This is a genomic window from Corynebacterium sp. L4757 (assembly GCF_043673995.1).
In the GTDB taxonomy this organism is placed as follows: Bacteria; Actinomycetota; Actinomycetes; order Mycobacteriales; family Mycobacteriaceae; genus Corynebacterium.
Genome location: NZ_JBIMEN010000005.1, coordinates 60120 through 78874 on the forward strand (window position 1 = coordinate 60120; position 18755 = coordinate 78874).

An 18755-nucleotide genomic window follows, 5' to 3' on the forward strand; every position below is an offset into this window, starting at 1 on the left:
CACTGTCCGGGCTGGTGAAAGAAGGTTTAAGCCACCGATTCAGCAACCTTGAATGGTGCGCCGGTGATTTCCTTGAGCTCTTCAACGGTAACCTCAGGGGCCAGCTCCACCAGGGTCAGACCCTCGGTGGAGTCAACATCGAAGACAGCGTGGGTGGTGACAATCTTGTCCACGCACTTCGCGCCGGTTAGAGGCAGGGCACATTCTGCCAAGATCTTGGGGGTGCCCTTCTTGGTGACGTGATCAGTCATCACGATGATGGTTTCAGCACCGTGGACCAAGTCCATAGCGCCGCCCATTCCGCGGACCATCTTGCCCGGAATCATCCAGTTAGCCAGGTCGCCGTACTGGGAGATTTCCATCGCGCCAAGGACTGCGACGTCGACGGAGCGGGAGCGAATCATGGCAAAAGACATCGAGGAGCTGAAGAAGCTCGCGCCCGGTGCCTCAGTGATGGTTTCTTTACCGGCGTTGATAAGTTCCGGATCCAGCTGCTCTTCGGTGGGGTATGCGCCAACACCGAGGATGCCGTTTTCCGAGTGCAAGATGACCTCGCGGCCCTCTGGCAAAAAGCCTGGCACCTTGGTGGGAAGCCCAATGCCGAGGTTGACATATTGGCCATCGGAAAGTTCTGCGGCCACGCGTGCCGCCATCTGATCATGTGTCCAGGTCATTAGCTCTGCACCGTCCTGTACTCGATTCCTGTTTCTTGCTCGCCGACCACAACCACGCGGTCCACGAAAATGCCGGGGACGTCGACCTCATCCGGATCAAGAACGTCGACAAAGTTTTCAATCTGCGCAATGGTGATCTTGCCGCTCATCGCTGCATCTGGGTTGAAGTTCTGCGCGGTCTTGCGGAAGGACAGGTTGCCGTAGCGGTCACCCTTGTGCGCGTGGACCAGTGCGAAATCGGTACGGATACCGGTCTCCAGTACGTAGGTTTCACCATTGAACTCGCGAGTTTCTTTTGGCTCGGAGTACTGCGCGACGGAACCGTCGGGGTTATAGCGCATCGGCAAGCCGCCCTCCGCGACCTGCGTGCCCACGCCAGCGATGGTGTAAAACGCTGGAATGCCAGCGCCACCAGCGCGCATACGCTCAGCCAAGGTGCCCTGTGGGGTGAATTCAACAGCAATTTCGCCGGCCAGGTACTGGCGTGCGTATTCCTTGTTGAAGCCAATGTAGGAGCCGATGGAATAAGAAATCAGGCCATCTTCCAACAGCAGGCTCAAACCGAAGCCATCGGCGCCCAGGTTATTGGACACGATGGTGAGGTCATTCGGCGCGAGCGTGCGCACCGCTTCGATGAGCACCTTGGGAATACCAACGAGTCCGAATCCACCGACCGCGATCGATGAACCGGAAGTAATGTCTTGCACCGCCTCTGTGGCGGAATTAGTCCTTTTATCAACCATGTGGTTCATGCTACACTGAAGTTCATAATTAGTACAGTGGTTCGCAATGCGCACATATGGGTACGCATTCGCAGCTGTTCATCAAAGAAAGGAGCGGTGATGACCAGTCCCTCAAATGACTTCGTGCAGTCATTTGCCCGCGGCCTCATGGTGATTCGGTCTTTTGATGCCTCAGCGCCATCGCAAACGCTGTCCCAGGTGGCAAGCTCCACCGGGCTCTCACGCGCGGCGGCACGTAGGTTTTTGCACACGCTCGTGGAAGAAGGCTATGCCGTCAATAATGACGGGCAATTCTCTTTGACCCCGCGCGTGCTGGAGCTGGGCTATAGCTACCTCTCCGCCCTCACCTTGCCAGCACTGGCCCAGCCTCGCCTGGAAAGCCTGTCCGCGCAGGTGGGTGAATCCTGTTCGATGTCGGTGCTCGATGGCACGGAGATTCACTATGTCTCGCGTGTATCGGTGCGCCGAATCATGACGGTGAACATCACCATCGGCACGCGCTTTCCAGCGCACTCCACGTCCATGGGTCGCGTCATTCTGGCTGGCCTACCGGATGCTGAGATCACCGAGTTCTTGGATTCTGTCCCACTCGGCCACGGGCTTACCCCGCGTTCTTTGACCAATAAAGAACAGCTCTTTCAAGAAATCATTGCCGTGCGCAACCAGGGCTGGTCTTTAGTGGACCAAGAACTGGAATTGGGTCTGCGCTCTTTGGCTGCCCCCATCACCAATGCCGATGGCGATGTTGTTGCGGCGATCAATATCTCCGCGCAGTCCGCGGTCAGCTCCGTGAAGGAATTGACCACCAATTACCTACCAGTGCTGCTGTCGACGGCGCGGGAGATTTCCCGCGACCTCATCATGGCGGGCAGCACCTAGACCATTAGCTCACCATTTCTTTCCTCTCACTTTAAAAGGAGTCTTTTCAATGACTAACCAATCCGATAATGACATTGTTTTTTGCTCCCCTCTGCGCACGCCAGTGGGCCGTTATGGCGGAGTCTTCCGCGATATTCCAGTAGAAGATCTGGCTACCACCGTGGTGGATGCGATTGTGGAACGCACCGGCATTACCGGTGCTGATGTGGATGACATCATCTTGGGCCAGGCCAACCCTAATGGTGCAGCCCCTGCTCTGGGCCGTATCGTGGCGCTGAACTCTCAGCTGGGCATGGATGTACCAGGTATGCAGCTGGACCGCCGTTGTGGTTCCGGTCTGCAGGCAGTGATGACCGCCGCAGCACACGTGGCGATGGGCGCATCCGACCTCATTATCGCTGGTGGTGCGGAATCCATGTCGCGCACCGAGTACACCGTGGATGGCTCCATCCGCTGGGGTGTGAAGGGCGGCGACATGCAGCTGCGTGACCGCTTGGCTGAGGCACGCGAGACCGCCGGCGGCAAGAACCACCCAATTCCGGGCGGCATGATTGAAACCGCTGAAAATGTTCGCCGTGATTATAAGATCACGCGCGAAGCACAAGACCAAATGGCCGCGGCATCCCATGAGCGTGCACTGAAGGCACAGGCAGAGAACCTCTTTGAGGAAGAAATCGTGCCAGTCTCAGTTCCTGCTAAAAAGCGCGGTCAGGAGCCTACTGTGGTCACCACCGATGAAGGCCCACGTGAGGGTTCCACCCCAGAAAAGCTGGCTACCTTGCGCACCATTCGCGGCAAGATTGATGAGGAAGCAACCGTGACCGCCGGCAACGCTTCTTCCCAGAATGACGGCGCAGCAGCGATGATTGTCACCACCCGCGCGAAAGCGGCGGAGCTCGGCCTGACCCCGATGTTGAGCCTGAAGAGCTGGGCCGTTGCGGGCGTTGCACCAGAGACCATGGGCATTGGCCCAGTCCCTGCCACGAAGAAGGCGCTGGAGCGTATCAACCTGGGCCTGGATGCTCTGGATGCCATTGAATTGAATGAGGCTTTCGCAGCCCAAGCACTCGCCGTGCTGCAGGATTGGGGCGTAGCGTGGGATGATTCCCGTCTGAACACCTTGGGTTCGGGCATCTCTCTCGGCCACCCAGTGGGCGCAACCGGTGCCCGCATGCTGGTCACGCTGGCACACCGCCTCAAGCGTGAAGGTGGCAAGCTGGGTCTGGCCACCATGTGTATCGGTGGCGGTCAGGGCATGGCAGCAGTAGTAGAAAAGGAAGGCTAAACCATGACGCAATTGCACTTTGTTGAATACGGCCCACGCAAGGCTGAGCAGCCCCAGGGCACCTTGGTGTTCATCGGCTCCATTGGCTCCACCACCGACATGTGGTTGCCGCAGCTTGACGCGCTATCCGATGTCTTTCGCGTCATCGCCGTTGACCACCGCGGCCACGGTAATTCCCCAGTTGTCGAAGGCCCAGCTTCTATTGCGGACTTGGCAGCAGACGTGCAGGAAACCATCGGCACGCTCGGCGTTGAGTCTTATGGCGTCGTTGGTCTTTCCCTGGGCGGTGCCGTTGCGCAGTACCTGGCAGCCAATGATTCCAATGTCACTTCAGCAGCGTTCTTGTGCACCGCACCGAAGTTCGGCACGCCCGAGTCCTGGCATGAGCGCGCCCGCACCGTGCGTGCGGATTCCACTGCAGCGCTCGCCGATGGCATCGTCGGCCGCTGGTTCTCCGAGGGCTGGATTGCAGAAAACCCTGCATCCACCGACTTCTACCGCGAGATGATTGCCACCACCCCAGCCGAAGGCTACGCGTCTTGCTCTGAAGCACTCGCCGATTGGGACTTTGCGGACCAGCTCGGTTCCATCACCGTTCCGGTATTGGTTCTGGCAGGCGCTGATGACCCTTCCACCCCACCTGAGGTACTCAAGGGCATCGGCGACAAGGTCTCCGGCGAATCCACCTATGTGGAAATCTCACCCGGCGCGCACGTGCCCACGATCGAGGCACCCGAGGGCGTCACCGACGCCCTGCGCGCTCACTTTTCCAAGTAGTTCCCACTACTGACCAGCGTGTGCGGTGGCACGAACACGCTAAGTACCCCTGGCACCACGATTGTGGCTGCCGGGGTTTACTCGCGCAGTGCTTGCGCAAGCGCTGATGGCAGCTCCGTGCGGGTGCGGATGCGCAGTTTGCGGTAGATGCGGGTGAGGTGGAACTCCACAGTTTTTGGCGAGAGGAAGAGCTGCGCGGCGATCTCTTTATTAGTAAGGCCGCTGGCGGCATGCTGCGCGACTTCGAGTTCCTGGATAGTGAGCGAGGATGCGGAGCTTTGCCGCGGACCGAGGCCGCCCGCTCGGCGTTCACGGTTGATCTTTTCCACATGTGCGTGTGCACCCATTGATTGATAGACCTCAGCGGCGCGCGCCAGATAGTTGTCGGCTTGGCGCCTACGACCCAAACGGCGCAGAGACTGACCAAAAGCAAAAAGCGTACGGCCCTGGTAGGGACGCATGTGGGAGGTGGCCATCATTTCGATGGCATCTTCATAGAGTTTCACGCCACGGTCAGGCTCACCGAGAACAAAAGCTTGGTGGGCACGCTCGGCGACGAGTCGAGCTTGCAGACCAAAATTATTGACCTGATCGGCGTCTTCTTCAGCTTCGGATAACAGATCATCGGCTTCATCAAGACGCTTGGTATTAAGCAGTACATTAACGGCCAAATCACGCCATGGCCAGAAACCTGGCTGACTAATAGAGGTCTCTTTGTCCAAGGCTATGAGCTGGTCTGCGGCACGGGTGGCCTCCAGCATCTGGTTTTCCCGCAAGCCTGTAACAATCCGCGTAATCGCGGCGGGCACGCGCTGGACAACAAAAGCATCATTGCCGATAACCAACCGGTTGCGATAATTCGCCGCAATAGAATAGGAACCACGTAGCTGCGCGATAATAGCGCCGGTCCACAACATGAGTGGGTCAAGGAGATCAATACCGTATTGATCAGACTGGAAAAGGCCGCGTTCCACGGTGGCAACCGCCGCATCCCACTCGCCTAAGAGAAACTCCGCGCGCGCCAGCCAGGCCAACTGCCACAGGTCAATACGGGCAGCGCCTTCTTCGCGTGGAAGCTGCTGCAATTCTTGTCGCGCGGAAATCGGGTCATCATAAGCAACTTTGATCCAGCCATTGGCCATGTGACGACGCTGTGCCAACACCGAGGACTCCCCTGGCCTAGCCGGTAACTCCGCATGATTGCCGGTCTTCGCGGATCGAGCCACACTTGCGATATAACTTGCGGATAAGGCTGGTTCCGAGTCTGGTCCGCCCCAGCGTGCAGCATCATCAGCTGCAGCAATAACCTCATCAAGGTTCCAATCAGCAATCGCCGCGAGTGCTTTACGGCTAGCAAGCTGGGCCTTGACCTCATCGGGCGCGGCGGTATCGTGCGCCGCGTTGGTAAAACGCGAGATAGCTTCCATGCGCCGGCCCTGGTGAATAGCCAAGTACCCGAGCAAAGAATCCCGCCACATATTCGGCGCACGCGTGTCCAACGTACGGGCCCGGTGCGCTACTGCGCGAATATTCGAGGACGCGACAAGAGCCTCAAGCTGGTCCAGCTCATAACGGCGCTGCTGCTCGATGTTCGCGCTCAACTCGGATGCCAGTTGATAAAATTCCGCAGCTTCTCGCCAGCGCCCCGCACTACCTAACTCTGCGGCGGCGACAGCCAGCTCAGATGCAATATTTCGATCATGCGAGCTGATACTTAACGCATGATGCACCAGTGCCTGGGCTTTATCACCACGCGCTTCATAATAGGTATGCGCACCCTTATGGAATTCGCGGCGACGGGCAGGGCCGACCATTTCACCAAGAGTCGATTTATCTTCCACCGCGCTAAAGCGCAGCTCCGGCGGAAACACACCGGCAACTACTGACACCACTCCTGCTTCGATTGCTCGTTCCACAGCCTGGTCAATGTCCGGGGCATCCACCATGTGCTCTAGCAGGTCCAAAGTGACGGGCTCATAGATACATGCCATGGCCTGCAAAACCAGAATGGTGTCCGCATCAAGGCAGTCAGATTTATCCGCCCAGCGCTTGCACCATTGCTGCGGTACTTTGATCAACACATTGCGCTTATTCCACGCATCAGAAGGCATGGTCATCATCAGCTCATGAACCAATCCGAGATATCCACCGGACATGGTCTGAATCCGCTCAGCTAGATCAAGCGGAATACGCGCACCGATATCAGATAACGCGAAAGATTGAATCTCTTCGGCGCTCATCGCGGTCACCTGTGCCTTATAGCTGGCATAAGCAATATAGGCAGCATTGGACGAGCCAGTCATAAGGACAACGAAGCGTCCGACCTCAATATTTTTCAGCGTGTCTTGAACCTCACGCACGGTTGTTTCATTCAACAGATGGGCATCATCAATATGAATCAAGGTAGACGCAAAAGGCACATCCACCATCTTCAGTAGGCTCTCTAAGTTGTGCTCAGAAGCCTGCGTCTCTGCTTCGTGCTCGGATGGTGAGTCAACCGCCGAGTCGGATGAGTCAGCTACATTTTCACTTGGGGATTCGCTTGGGGCTTCGCTTTCGGCGTTCACCAGGACCTGATTCATCTTCTCCACTAGGTCTTCAGTGGTCATGTCTGAAGTAGCGGTCATGGAATAGGCAGACCACCCCTGCAGGTTACGCAGAATAGAGCGCGCCAAAGAAGACTTACCTGTCCCGGAATCACCATGGATTGCCAAAATATGACCAACACCAGGTGACATATTGTTAATCACCGACATCACTTGCTGGATGTCTGGGCGTGCCAACAAAGACAGATCAATTCCGCTGCGCTGTGAGAGAGAAGAGACCATTGAGGTCATTTTAAAGTATGAAGGCATCATAATATGCAGAAATGACAGGCGGCACTAGCCTTGCTTTAAGTCCAGTGCCGCCTGTTTACTTTCTTTATCTAGGAGGATGTCAGGCTTTTAGCCTTGGTCACCACCGGAGACGGGTAGAACGGAGCCGGTGATATAGCTTGCTTCTTTTGATGCCAGGAAGCAGATGGGCGCAGTCTGCTCATCAAGCGTGCCGTAGCGCTTCATCAAAGAAGAGTCCACGGTCTGGTCCACAATCTGCTGGTACCACTGCTTTTCCTGATCATCATCAGGCAGCGGTCCGCGTTGTACCGTACGGGCTGGTGCGAGAGTTCCGCCCGGCGCGGCTGCCACAACGCGCACATTGTGGTGTGCTGCTTCGTGCGACAGTGCCGAGACAATCGCGTTGACGCCGCCCTTTGCTGCCGCATAAGGCACACGGTTGATACCACCGGTTGCTGTCGAAGACACGTTGACAATGACGCCACCGGTGGATTCTTTGTCGGAAGAATCCACCGAAGAAGAATCACCAATGAAGGCCGGCAGAACCGCGCGGCACATCCACAGAGTTGGAAAAAGGGACCGGTTGATCTCTTTTTCAATCTCTTCTGGGCTGTAGTGCTCATAAGGCTTAGCCCAGATAGTGCCGCCAACATTATTGATGAGAACATCAACCCGTCCAGCCTTCTCCAGCGCAAAGTCCACGGCGGACTGCGCACCGGCGAAAGTTTCCAGGTCGGCGGTGGCGGCATACACTTCGCCTGTGCCGGCATCGGCAAGCTGCTCAGCTCGCTCATGCACCAAGTCTGCGCGATCGACGAGCACCACGGTGCCATCTTCGCGCGCAATGCGCTGGGCAACGGCAAAGCCAATGCCCTGGGCTGCGCCGGTGACAATCACAACCTGGTTTTCAAAGCGCTGCGGGGTGAAAATGCCCTGTTCGTCGGCAGCGCCGCCTTCCGGCATGCTCATCTAGACGCTCACCTTGTCAGCCACGTCCGCAGCCTTTTCCGCGACCTGCTCGCCGGTTTGTGCATCTGCAGCGCCCGGCTGCTGATTGGCGTTGAACTTCTCATAGTAGAAGTTCAGTGGCGGGGTGTCGTGGTTATCAAAGTACTTGCGTACTGCCTCAACCATTGGTGGTGGGCCACACAGGTAGGAATCAGCTTCGCCCTCAGCAAGGTGCTCCACCGGATCCATGTGGTCAGTAACAAAGCCCTTGCGCTCATGGTCATCATCCTGAGACAGCACGGTGAAGAAATCAAAGTCCGCGATACGGTCCTTGTAGGCTGCGATTTCTTCCAGACGCACCAGGTCCACGTTGGTGTTCGCGCCATAGATGAGACGAACTGGAACATCCAGCAGCTCATCATTCGCCAGTGATTCCATAATGGACATCACTGGCGCCAGACCGGTGCCACCGGCCAGCAGCAGAACTGGCTGCAATGGCTCACGCAGGAAGAAGGAACCCATTGGACCTTCAAACTCCAGCTTGTCACCAACCTTAGCCACGTCCTTGAGCCAATTGGTCATCAAACCATTCGGGGTGTTCTTGATCAGGAACGCAATCTTTTCCACGTCTGGACCGGTTGCAAAAGAGTAGGAACGGGTCTCACCAGAGCCTGGAACGGTGATGTTGACGTACTGACCAGGGAGGAAGTTGAGCTTTTCGCGGTTTTCTACCTCGAGCTCCAGCTCAAATACGGTGTCAGAGAGTGCGCCGACCTTGGTGACGGTTGCGTTGAAGGTTTCTGGACCGGTCTTTGCCAGTACAGAAGTGGTGCGGATCTGCAGGACCATGTCGGAGCGTGGCTTGGCCTGGCATGGCAGGCAGAAACCATTGTCCAACTCATCTTGCGTCATGGCATCATCAACGAATTCGCCTTCGTCGAAGTCACCGGACTCGCAGAATGCCTTACAGGTACCGCATGCGCCGTCACGGCAGTCAAAAGGAATGTTGATCTTCGCCTGGTAAGCAGCGTCCGCAACAGTTTGCTCTTCGCCACACGGAATGAACTTGGTGATTCCGTCTTCAAAAGCGAGAGCAATCTTGTGATCGGTAGTGGTAGACATTTCAATGTCCTCCTAAGAAATTTGAAAAAGTAGCAAGTATCCGAAAAGATTCGGATTTAGACCATGTACACGTCGACGATGTGGTGAATGAAGTCATTGCGCAGGATGATGCGCTGCTTCTTAAACAGTGGCTTGCCGGTGGACAAATCCAAGGTTGCAAAAGTGGTGCCGAAGTAGTTATCGGTGGTCTCGTAGCGGTAGTAGTAGTTGGTCCAGTTGAAGCGGATATCTACTTCATTCTCACGACGCTCGAGGATTTCCACGTTGGTGATGTTGTGACCGGTACGTGGGTCTGGCATGGAGGTTGCAGAAGAACGCTCAGTGCGAATACGGAAGATTCGGTCTTCAAGACCTGCACGCGTTGGGTAGTAGATGAGTGAGATTTCCTTCTGTGGATCTTCAGTTAGCTCATCATTGTCATCCCACGCTGGCATCCAGTACTCAGCGTCTTCGGTGAAGCACTCGATCCACTCTTCGAATTGGCGGTCATCGAGCAGGCGTGCCTGGTAGTAGAGAAAGTCCTCTACTTCAGTGCGGGTAATTTGCTGTGTTGCAAGTGTTTGAGTCATGGGGGTCAGACCTCTTCCTTGAAATTTAGAATGTGAAATTTTCTTGTGCGCTGTCTTGAGCTGCGCTGGGCGCTAGCGACGGTGCGCTTAGCGCCTGCGGGAACGGCGGCTACGGCGTCCAGTGCCCTCAGAGGAAGCGGATGCAGCTGCCGCTGCTTCCTTCTTGGCTGCTGCAGCCAAAGCAAATTCGCGGGAAGATTCGGAAGCCGCCTTGGCGTCAAAGAGGTCCTTATTGACGGAAGAATCCATCTTGACCGCGTTGCGCATGACGTCTTCCCAGTAGCCGTGCTGGATTGGGTACAGACCCTCATCCTCAGTACGTGCACCGGAAGAAAGTACTTCATTGAGCTGTAGCTTCTTAGCCAGCTCGCTTGGGCCGCTCTCCTGCTGGTGCAGACCACGGGTCATGTCATTCCATGGGAAAGAGGTTGCCAGGTAGGTCTTCTGGCAAGAGCGGAACTCTTCCAGGTCATCTGGGGTAGCCATACCGGTTGCGTTGAAGAAGTCCTCGTACTGACGGATACGGTTAGCGCGGGATTCTGCGGATTCGCCCTTTGGCGCGATGCAGTAGATGGTGACCTTGGTCTTATCCACAGAGACTGGCTCGAGGCGACGAATCTGGGTGGAGAACTGGTCCATGACGTACACATTTGGGTACAGGCACAGGTTGCGGGATGCGCCGACCATGAAGTTTGCGCGCTCTTCGCCGTGCAGTTCCTTCAGGGTTTCCAGGCGGTCATACACCGGACGGTCTTCTGGGTTTGCCCACTGGCTCCACAGCATGAGGTGGCCATTCGGGAAGGAGAAGTAGCCACCACCCTGGTTGCCCCAGTCACCGGCGCTCATCGCGCGGGTTTCGTTCTTGGACTCACCGGAGTCACGGCGGGAAGTAGTTGCCGCGTAGTTCCAGTGGGTGGAGGACACGTGGTAGCCATCAGCACCGTTTTCGGCCTGCAGCTTCCAGTTGCCATCAAAGGTGTAAGTGGATGCACCGCGCAGAACTTCCAGGCCTTCTGGGGACTGGTCAATGAGCATATCCAGGCTGGCGCGTGCATCACCCAAGTGCTCCTCCAGGGAGACAACGTCTGGGTTGAGGGAACCAAAGAGGAAACCGCGGTAGGACTCGAAACGTGGGACGCGACGCAGGTCATGGCTGCCGTCGGTGCGGAAGTTTTCTGGGTATCCGCCGGTTTCTTCATCCTTGACCTTCAGCAGGCGACCGTCGTTGGAGAAGGTCCAGCCGTGGAATGGGCAGGTAATAGTGGTGCGGTTATCCGTCTTGCGGCGGCACAGCATGGCGCCACGGTGAGAACAAGCGTTGATGAGCGCGTTGAGCTCGCCATCCTTGGAGCGGGTGATCATGATTGGCTGTCGACCAATGTTGGTTGTGTAGTAGTCACCGACCTCAGGGATCTGGGACTCATGAGCCAAGAAGATCCAGTTACCTTCGAAGATGTAGCGCATTTCCAGGTCAAATAGCTCCTGGTCAGTGAATACCTTGCGGTTGACGCGAACCACTCCGTCTTCTGGACGGTAGTCCAATGCGTTTTCCAGAGTTTCTTCAACCGAATTACGGCGCGCTTGTACAGACATTGTACGCTCCTTGAATTTTTAGTCTTGGGGAACTTTGGCCACTTGGCGATGATTCTCAGTGGAAAATCGTCTTTCTTTCCAAGCTTTCAAAGCGTGTTCTCACCTTCAGGTTCAGACACTTTTTGAAGTGTGTCTCTCGCAGGAATCTGTGGTGATGTACGACTCACAATACGGATTGAAGCGAAGCGGAACACTAGTTAAGGCCCTAGGGTTTACCAGGGTACTTTTGTTCGTCAAGCGAACTTCTGCCGATTTAATTGAATCTACCTGCAGTTTCATCTCGTAAAGCGCCCTTAGCTCAGTGAAATAAACTTTTTTGAGAGCAAAATTCGATTGACATTGGTCATGTTTCAGACCACAGTATTAAGTAGCAGGCAGTTCACATCACAAGTAATTTTTCGACGACACCGCGAGCGGCCGCTTGGAGCATCACCGCCCGCAATGATGTTCAACTCGCTGCTTCCCACCCATCCATCTTGCTTCTATTCTCCACGGTAGAAGTAATTACAAGGAGGTCTCCCCATGACTAATACTCCAGACGAGCAGAATGTAGAGCAGGCAACCGCCTCTGCTTCCGGTAATGCAGCAACTGACAAGTTCAAGAACTCCCGCACCCCACATGCGGACACTTCTCCTGAGCGCGCAGCGGCCATCTACAAGGACCTCTTTGCAGCATTCGAAGAGATCACCCTGAAGCACCAGGTCACCTACGATGAGTACGAGGTGCTTAAGTGGTGGATGATTCAGGTCGGCGAGAATGGCGAGTGGCCACTGTGGCTGGACGTCTTCTACGAGCATGTGGTTGAGAAGGCTAACTACAACCGCAAGGGCTACACCGGCACCCAGGGTTCCATTGAGGGCCCTTACTACGTAGAAAATTCCCCTAAGCTCCCAGCTGAGTGTGAGATGCCTATGCGTGACCAGGACCGCGAAGCACAGGCGCTGTACTTCACCGGCCAGGTCACCGACGTTGATGGCAACGGCCTGGGTGGCGCAACCGTTGAGCTGTGGCACGCTGATAAGGAGGGTTACTACTCCCAGTTCGCACCGAACATTCCAGAGTGGAACCTGCGCGGCACCATCGTCACTGATGAAGAGGGCAACTACAACATCAAGACCCTGCAGCCAGCGCCTTACCGCATTCCACACGACGGCCCAACTGGCTGGTTCATCGACTCCTACGATGGCCACCCATGGCGCCCAGCTCACCTGCACCTGCGCATCAAGCACCCTGGTTACCGCACCATCACCACCCAGCTGTACTTCGTTGGTGACGGCCACCTGAATGATGACGTTGCATCCGCTGTTAAGCCTGAGCTGGTTCTGGATCCTCAGCCTCAGGAAGACGGCTCCAACAAGGTTGTTTACCCATTCGCACTGGATAAGGAAGACTAATCCAGTTCCCTAGCTAAACGCTTACTTGGCCTCGTGCCCACACTTTTCCCGCAGCCCGCATTATCTGCGCGCGGGCTAATGTGGAGCACGAGGCTTTAGTCATGAAAGGACACTATAAGTACATGTCAGCACCAACTATTGAGGCCATTGAGACGCGAATTCTTGATGTTCCGCTTATCCGTCCGCACAAGTTCGCGACCTTCACCGCCAATGAGCAGCCAATCCTGCTTGTCCAGGTAAAGCTTTCTGATGGCGCAACCGGGTTCGGCGAAGGCGTCGTGCCAGGCGGCGCCTGGTGGGGCGGTGAGACCGTCGACACCATGCAGGTCATCGTGGAGAAATACCTCGCGCCAGCAACCATTGGCCGCAAAGCTTCGGAGATTTCCGGCATCGTGCATGATTGGGAACGCGTTGTTGCCAACATGCGCTTTGCCAAGGCTGGGCTAGAAATTGCACTTTTCGATGCTTATGCACGCTCCTTGAACATCCCACTCGCCGACCTTTTGGGCGGCAAGTTCCGCGATAGCCTCGATTGCACCTGGGCACTCGGCGTCTTGCCGCTTGAGCAAGCCGTGGCTGAGGTCGAAGAGCGCATTGCATCACACGGACACAAGTCCTTCAAGCTCAAGATGGGCTCCGGCGACCCGGCAACCGATGTCTCCCGCATTGCTGAGCTTGTCGATGCCCTCGAGGGCCGCGTCTCCTTCCGCATTGACATCAATGCCCGCTGGGACCGCCTGACTTCCCTGCGCTTCCTGCCTGTTCTGGCAGAAGCCGGTGTGGAGCTCTTTGAGCAGCCAACGCCTGCCGATGACCTCGATACCCTCCGTGAGATCACCCAACGCATTGGCGTGCCCGTGATGGCCGATGAGTCTGTCTGCTCCCCTGCTGACGCACTCGCTGTCGTCTCCAAGCAAGCTGCCGATGTCGTTGCCATCAAGACCACCAAGCTGGGCGGTCTGCTGGCTTCTAAGAAAACCGCCGCCATTGCTGAAACCGCCGGTCTCGCATGCCACGGCGCTACCTCCCTGGAGGGCCCTTTCGGTACCGCCGCATCCCTGCACTTCTGTGCTTCTACCCCAGCGGTCACCTACGGCACTGAGCTCTTCGGCCCAATGCTGCTAAAGGAAACTTATGTCGAAAACGACATCGAGTACCGCGACGGAAAGGTCTTCGTCCCCGAAGGCCCCGGCACCGGGGTTAACCCTGACTGGGACCAGATCAACAAGTTCACGCGTAAATAGTCTTGCTAAAGCAAGAACTATTTACGCGTGAAAGAACCGAATAGACACTATTTAGTAGAAAGGGCACCACATGCTGTTTTTAGCACGAATGGACGTTAACTTCCCCGACTCTCTCACCCCTGAGCAGACCGCTGATTTCCAGGCCCGCGAGAAGGAATACTCCGGCAACCTGCAAGAAAAAGGCATCATGCGTGCTATCTGGCGCGTCGTCGGCGAGTACGCCAACTACTCCATCTTCGACGTCGATGACCACGATGAGCTGCACACCATCCTCAGCGGCTTCCCCATGTTCAAGTACATGGACGTAAAAATCACGCCACTATCCAAGCACCCAAATGCGCTGAAGTATTACCTGCGCGAGGATTAAGTTCTTCGTACAAGCGCTGAGAACTTAATCCCTGAAATAAGACACAAGCCCGGGCGTCACTGCAGAATATTGCAGGATGCTCGGGCTTTTGGACTCAGGCACCTCTATTCCTGTTCATCTAATTCAGAAAGTTAAGGAATCTCTCTCAGCGGGGCATGCAGGAAAGTCAGCGCTGTGGTTGTCAAGGGCTCTATTGAGCTTTCCTAGTGCAATAATGACCTCACGCATTTGTGTCTTTCCTTTGCGTTCATCGCTCATCTGATAACAGTCAATAATGCATTGACTGGCGTGCCACGCAAGCTTTAACGGCTGTTCCGGTTTTAGAGTGCATGAAATTGATTCGATCTCGTCTAGGGAAGAAATACCCCTTCCAAAATCGCGCAATTCCCGCCCTTGCAAATTGAAAGCAACTGCTATATATTCCCAACCAAGGAAATTAAACCTCGAGAAGGCGGAATACTGGACGAGCAGAGTTCAGGTTCAGTAATCAGCAATGCCTCTTCGGCTTCCCAGAGATGAATCCCTTACCACATCACAACACGGGATAATATCCCTACCGAAGGACCTTGAATGAAAATTCCATTCCGGAAGCAAACAATTTCCTGCGCTGTTGCCGTCGCAATTTCATTGACAGCAATACACTCGCCAAGCGCACTAGCAGAAAATTTGGAACCAGTGAACGCAGAAACGTGTGTGGCCTGGGGCGAAGGCGATCCAGTTCAGATTCCCTACCATGCCATAACAGAGGCGAACGAACTCATTGCCAATAGTGCAGCCGAACCTGAAGTAATAGAAGCCCTCGAAGGCGTCGACGTAAACTACGAGATTGTCGGCCCTCAGCCTATGGCGCTTCCTGCTGTTGCTGCCATAGCAGTTGCTGCAGTTGCTTGGTGTGTCAAGGGAGCCCTCACAAGCCTTCCTGCATCTGGGATACAACAGATGGCAAGTATGGCGCATGACGACATCGCTCCCCCAACCTGGGTAATGAACGCGATCTTCGGTTGCGCCGGCAGCCCTGTTTTGGGAGCTCTCACTAGTCAGGCGATGAGAGTGAATTTTGCCGCAGTCGTTCTAGCTACAGTAATTAAGTTGAGGAACTTTGGGTAGTATTTGGTTTCCCCTCCTAGTCGTAATTGGTGCTGCAGTAGTTTCCGCGAGTGCGTTTGTCTCCTCCAAGAAGCCCAATCCTAACCACCCGTTAGTAGTCCACCCATCAAAATTAGGTGCGTGGTCATTTCTTATAGCAACTCTGGCCTACGCTTCAGCAGGGTTTCTTCTCATTAGAGAACAAACCATTTTTGCACTAGTCCTAGCTTTCATCGGACTCTTTGCTTGCGCCATAGGCTATGGAGCACCACGGAAGAAATAGATATAGCCCTAGTATCACTGCACTTCACATGCAGGATGCACGGGCCTTATCGCTTAATCCCTGAAAGTGGGAACCGCTTTCGCTTACTTCACAACCAGGTTGACCATGCGGCCAGGAACGTAAATCTTCTTGACTACGGTCTTGCCTTCGGTGAGTACGATGATCTTTTCATCGGCAAGCGCGGCTGCAAGCACGGTGTCCTGGTCGGCGTCCGCTGGGACGGAGACGCGGGACTTGACCTTGCCCATGACCTGGATTGGAATCTCAATCTCATCGTCCTTGAGCCACTTCTCATCAAAGATTGGGAAGTCGACGAAGGTGATGGTGTCATCATGGCCGAGCTTATTCCACAGCTCCTCAGCGATGTGCGGCGCAACCGGTGCCGTCATGACGATGGCCGGCTCAATCGCAGCACGTGGCACCTCATTGCCGTAGTGCTTGGTCAGATAGTTGGTGTACTCAATCAACTTCGCCACGGCAGTGTTTGCGCGCAGATTAGCGTAGTCATCACGAATACCGGCGATGGTGCGGTGCAGCTGTTTATTGTCATCATCGGAAAGCTCGGCATCATTAACCGTAATCTCACCAGTGTTTTCATCGATGACCAAACGCCACAGGCGCTGCAAGAAGCGCTGCGCGCCGACAACGTCCTTGGTTGCCCATGGACGTGAGGTATCCAATGGACCCATGGACATCTCATATACACGCAGGGTATCGGCACCGTATTCTTCACAGAACTCATCCGGAGCAATCGCATTCTTCAGCGACTTGCCCATCTTGCCGTACTCCTGGTTGACCTGCTCACCGTTGTAGAAGAACTTGCCGTCCTTCTCCTCTACCTCAGCGGCTGGCACGTAAACACCGCGGGAATCGGTGTAGGCATACGCCTGGATGTAGCCCTGGTTGTAGAGGCGGCGGTATGGCTCCTTGGATGATACATGTCCAAGGTCAAAGAGTACCTTGTGCCAGAAACGGGAGTACAGCAAGTGCAGCACGGCGTGCTCCACGCCGCCGACGTACAGGTCAACACCACCCGGATCATTCGGGCCATGGGTCTCTGGCTGCGGACCGGTCCAGTAGCGCTCATTTTCAATATCCACTACGGCTTCATCATTGACCGGGTCAATGTAGCGCAGCTGGTAGAAGGAAGAACCCGCCCACTGCGGCATGACGTTGGTATCGCGGTAGTAGGTCTGTGGACCATCGCCCAAATCGAGTTCAACCTCTAGCCATTCCTTCGCCTTCGCCAGCGGTGGCTGTGGCTCAGAATCAGCATCATCCGGATCGAAAGACACCGGCTGGTAGTCCTCTACCTCAGGCAGCTCAATCGGCAGCATGGATTCAGGCAATGCGTGTGCCTGACCGTCTGCGTCGTACACGATTGGGAAAGGCTCGCCCCAGTAGCGCTGGCGTGCAAACAACCAGTCACGCAGCTTGTACTGAATCTTCTCTACGCCCAGGTCCTTTTCCTGCAGCCACTCAATGGTCTTGGCAATTGCATCAGCCTTGTTCAGGCCATTGATATCCAAGCCCTCAGCATTAGCGGAATTCACCAAAACGCCATCGCCGGTGTAGGCCTCCTGCGTGATGTCGCCGCCGGAAACAACCTCCGTGATAGGCAGCTCAAATTCGGTGGCGAACTCATAGTCACGGGTATCGTGCGCAGGTACCGCCATAATCGCGCCCGTACCGTAGCCCATCATGACGTAGTCGCCGATGAAGATAGGGATCTGCTTGCCATTGACAGGATTGGTGGCATAAGCACCAATGAAAACACCGGTCTTTTCCTTATTCTCTTGACGCTCCAAGTCGGACTTGGCGGCAATATCCTTCAGGTACGCGGCAATCGCGTCCTTTGGATTGCCCTTGCCATAAGTCCACTTAGTGTTGATATCCGCGCCATAAGCGTCATCGCTGGCCAGCTCCTGCACCAGGTCATGCTCAGGTGCCAGCACCATGTACTCAGCACCAAACAGGGTGTCAGGACGCGTGGTAAATACGCGGATGTCGTGGCCCTGGGCATCGAAAGTAACTTCTGCACCGCGGGAACGGCCAATCCAGTTGCGCTGCATGGACTTGACCTTGTCCGACCAATCCAGCAGCTCCAGATCATCCAACAGGCGATCGGAGTACGCGGTAATGCGCATCATCCACTGGCTCAAGTTCTTGCGGAAGACTGGGAAATTGCCGCGGTCAGAACGGCCATCAGCAGTAACTTCCTCATTCGCCAAAACCGTACCCAGACCCGGGCACCAGTTCACGGTGGAGTTAGACAAGTAAACCAGGCGGAACTCATCGACAGCCTTAGCCTGCTCAGCCTTGGACAGCTCGTTGTACACTGCGCCATCCTTGGTAGCACGGGTACCAGCTTCTAATTCTGCAATGAGTTCAGAAACCGGACGCGCCTTATTCTGCTCCTCATCAAACCATGCGTTATAAATCTGCAGGAAGATCCACTGCGTCCACTTATAAAATTCTGGATCCGTAGTAGCTACCGAACGGCGCTGGTCATGGCCCAAGCCCAGCATGCCCAGCTGACGACGCATGTTTTCAATATTCGCCATCGTGGTCGTGCGCGGGTGCGTACCGGTTTGAATAGCGTACTGCTCCGCGGGCAGACCGAAAGCGTCATAACCCAAAGTGTGCAAAACGTTCTTGCCTAGCATGCGGTTATAGCGCGCAAAGACGTCAGTTGCGATATAACCCAGTGGGTGACCAACGTGAAGACCCGCACCGGAAGGATAAGGGAACATGTCCTGGACAAAGAGCTTGTCCTTAGGCAATGGCTTATCGGTGGCTAACTTCCCTACTGGGTTGGCGGCATCAAAAGTACCGTTATCAATCCAGTACTTCTGCCAGCGCTGTTCAATCTCAGTCGCCAGTTCCGGGGTATAGCGGTGCGTAGTGGTTTCACTAGGGTTCGTCATAGCATCACAGTCTAGTAGGTCAACCC

At 55.4% G+C, this 18755-nt stretch carries 15 protein-coding genes; 7 read left to right on the plus strand and 8 right to left on the minus strand.

What is annotated here, in order from left to right:
• Positions 1-26 precede the first annotated feature (26 nt).
• Both ACG98I_RS07470 and ACG98I_RS07475 read right to left on the minus strand, forming a co-directional pair.
• Positions 27-674 (minus strand): 3-oxoacid CoA-transferase subunit B, encoded by a 648-nt coding sequence (locus ACG98I_RS07470; protein WP_394719682.1) that lies wholly within the window; start codon positions 672-674, stop codon positions 27-29.
• Positions 674-1417 carry a CoA transferase subunit A gene (locus tag ACG98I_RS07475; protein WP_394719683.1) on the minus strand — a complete coding sequence of 248 codons (744 nt, stop codon included), beginning with the start codon at positions 1415-1417 and terminating at the stop codon, positions 674-676. Before ACG98I_RS07475 ends, ACG98I_RS07470 begins: the two co-directional genes overlap by 1 nt.
• A 99-nt stretch (positions 1418-1516) precedes the next feature.
• Here ACG98I_RS07475 and ACG98I_RS07480 point away from each other — a divergent pair, with 99 nt between their 5' ends.
• From ACG98I_RS07480 to pcaD, 3 genes are read left to right on the plus strand one after another with little or no spacing between them, the layout of a single operon-like run.
• A complete protein-coding gene (locus ACG98I_RS07480) occupies positions 1517-2296 on the plus strand; it encodes an IclR family transcriptional regulator C-terminal domain-containing protein (protein ID WP_394719685.1) in 780 nt (259 codons plus the stop codon).
• A gap of 49 nt (positions 2297-2345) precedes the next feature.
• Positions 2346-3581 carry an acetyl-CoA C-acetyltransferase gene (locus tag ACG98I_RS07485; RefSeq protein ID WP_394719687.1) on the plus strand — a complete coding sequence of 412 codons (1236 nt, stop codon included), beginning with the start codon at positions 2346-2348 and terminating at the stop codon, positions 3579-3581.
• Between the two features lie 3 nt (positions 3582-3584).
• Entirely contained in the window at positions 3585-4358 is a 774-nt protein-coding gene (pcaD, locus tag ACG98I_RS07490; protein ID WP_394719689.1) for a 3-oxoadipate enol-lactonase, read from the plus strand.
• Between the two features lie 77 nt (positions 4359-4435).
• On the opposite strand, the gene ACG98I_RS07495 is transcribed toward pcaD, so the two are convergent.
• The 5 genes from ACG98I_RS07495 to benA all read right to left on the minus strand — a co-directional run bounded on the left by ACG98I_RS07495 (position 4436) and on the right by benA (position 11427).
• Positions 4436-7186 carry a LuxR C-terminal-related transcriptional regulator gene (locus ACG98I_RS07495; protein WP_394719691.1) on the minus strand — a complete coding sequence of 917 codons (2751 nt, stop codon included), beginning with the start codon at positions 7184-7186 and terminating at the stop codon, positions 4436-4438.
• A 117-nt stretch (positions 7187-7303) separates the two neighbouring features.
• Positions 7304-8164, minus strand: coding sequence for a 1,6-dihydroxycyclohexa-2,4-diene-1-carboxylate dehydrogenase (locus ACG98I_RS07500; RefSeq protein ID WP_394719693.1), 861 nt, complete (start codon positions 8162-8164; stop codon positions 7304-7306).
• Complete coding sequence (gene benC / locus ACG98I_RS07505) at positions 8165-9265, minus strand: benzoate 1,2-dioxygenase electron transfer component BenC (protein WP_394719695.1); 1101 nt, start codon at positions 9263-9265, stop codon at positions 8165-8167.
• A gap of 56 nt (positions 9266-9321) precedes the next feature.
• Positions 9322-9834 carry a benzoate 1,2-dioxygenase small subunit gene (gene benB, locus ACG98I_RS07510; protein WP_394719696.1) on the minus strand — a complete coding sequence of 171 codons (513 nt, stop codon included), beginning with the start codon at positions 9832-9834 and terminating at the stop codon, positions 9322-9324.
• A gap of 87 nt (positions 9835-9921) precedes the next feature.
• Positions 9922-11427: a benzoate 1,2-dioxygenase large subunit gene (benA, locus tag ACG98I_RS07515; RefSeq protein ID WP_394719698.1), complete on the minus strand. Its 1506-nt coding sequence runs from the start codon at positions 11425-11427 to the stop codon at positions 9922-9924.
• 522 nt (positions 11428-11949) lie between these two features.
• Here benA and catA point away from each other — a divergent pair.
• The 4 genes from catA (at position 11950) to ACG98I_RS07535 (ending at position 15540) form a co-directional block, all read left to right on the plus strand.
• A complete protein-coding gene (catA, locus tag ACG98I_RS07520) occupies positions 11950-12822 on the plus strand; it encodes a catechol 1,2-dioxygenase (RefSeq protein ID WP_394719699.1) in 873 nt (290 codons plus the stop codon).
• 122 nt (positions 12823-12944) lie between these two features.
• Positions 12945-14066 (plus strand): muconate/chloromuconate family cycloisomerase, encoded by a 1122-nt coding sequence (locus ACG98I_RS07525; protein ID WP_394719701.1) that lies wholly within the window; start codon positions 12945-12947, stop codon positions 14064-14066.
• 70 nt (positions 14067-14136) lie between these two features.
• Complete coding sequence (gene catC / locus ACG98I_RS07530) at positions 14137-14433, plus strand: muconolactone Delta-isomerase (protein ID WP_394719703.1); 297 nt, start codon at positions 14137-14139, stop codon at positions 14431-14433.
• A gap of 570 nt (positions 14434-15003) precedes the next feature.
• Positions 15004-15540: a hypothetical protein gene (locus ACG98I_RS07535; protein ID WP_394719705.1), complete on the plus strand. Its 537-nt coding sequence runs from the start codon at positions 15004-15006 to the stop codon at positions 15538-15540.
• A gap of 345 nt (positions 15541-15885) precedes the next feature.
• On the opposite strand, the gene leuS is transcribed toward ACG98I_RS07535, so the two are convergent.
• Complete coding sequence (gene leuS, locus ACG98I_RS07540) at positions 15886-18729, minus strand: leucine--tRNA ligase (protein ID WP_394719707.1); 2844 nt, start codon at positions 18727-18729, stop codon at positions 15886-15888.
• Between the last annotated feature and the right edge of the window lie 26 nt (positions 18730-18755).

Coding starts and splice junctions, on each gene's coding strand:
- ACG98I_RS07495 (WP_394719691.1), bottom strand. CDS start 7,186: ATGGTCTCTTCTCTCTCACAGCGCAGCGGAATTGATCTGTCTTTGTTG.
- ACG98I_RS07535 (WP_394719705.1), top strand. CDS start 15,004: ATGAAAATTCCATTCCGGAAGCAAACAATTTCCTGCGCTGTTGCCGTC.
- ACG98I_RS07500 (WP_394719693.1), bottom strand. CDS start 8,164: ATGAGCATGCCGGAAGGCGGCGCTGCCGACGAACAGGGCATTTTCACC.
- pcaD (WP_394719689.1), top strand. CDS start 3,585: ATGACGCAATTGCACTTTGTTGAATACGGCCCACGCAAGGCTGAGCAG.
- ACG98I_RS07475 (WP_394719683.1), bottom strand. CDS start 1,417: ATGGTTGATAAAAGGACTAATTCCGCCACAGAGGCGGTGCAAGACATT.
- benA (WP_394719698.1), bottom strand. CDS start 11,427: ATGTCTGTACAAGCGCGCCGTAATTCGGTTGAAGAAACTCTGGAAAAC.
- catA (WP_394719699.1), top strand. CDS start 11,950: ATGACTAATACTCCAGACGAGCAGAATGTAGAGCAGGCAACCGCCTCT.
- benB (WP_394719696.1), bottom strand. CDS start 9,834: ATGACTCAAACACTTGCAACACAGCAAATTACCCGCACTGAAGTAGAG.
- leuS (WP_394719707.1), bottom strand. CDS start 18,729: ATGACGAACCCTAGTGAAACCACTACGCACCGCTATACCCCGGAACTG.
- ACG98I_RS07470 (WP_394719682.1), bottom strand. CDS start 674: ATGACCTGGACACATGATCAGATGGCGGCACGCGTGGCCGCAGAACTT.
- catC (WP_394719703.1), top strand. CDS start 14,137: ATGCTGTTTTTAGCACGAATGGACGTTAACTTCCCCGACTCTCTCACC.
- ACG98I_RS07480 (WP_394719685.1), top strand. CDS start 1,517: ATGACCAGTCCCTCAAATGACTTCGTGCAGTCATTTGCCCGCGGCCTC.
- ACG98I_RS07485 (WP_394719687.1), top strand. CDS start 2,346: ATGACTAACCAATCCGATAATGACATTGTTTTTTGCTCCCCTCTGCGC.
- ACG98I_RS07525 (WP_394719701.1), top strand. CDS start 12,945: ATGTCAGCACCAACTATTGAGGCCATTGAGACGCGAATTCTTGATGTT.
- benC (WP_394719695.1), bottom strand. CDS start 9,265: ATGTCTACCACTACCGATCACAAGATTGCTCTCGCTTTTGAAGACGGA.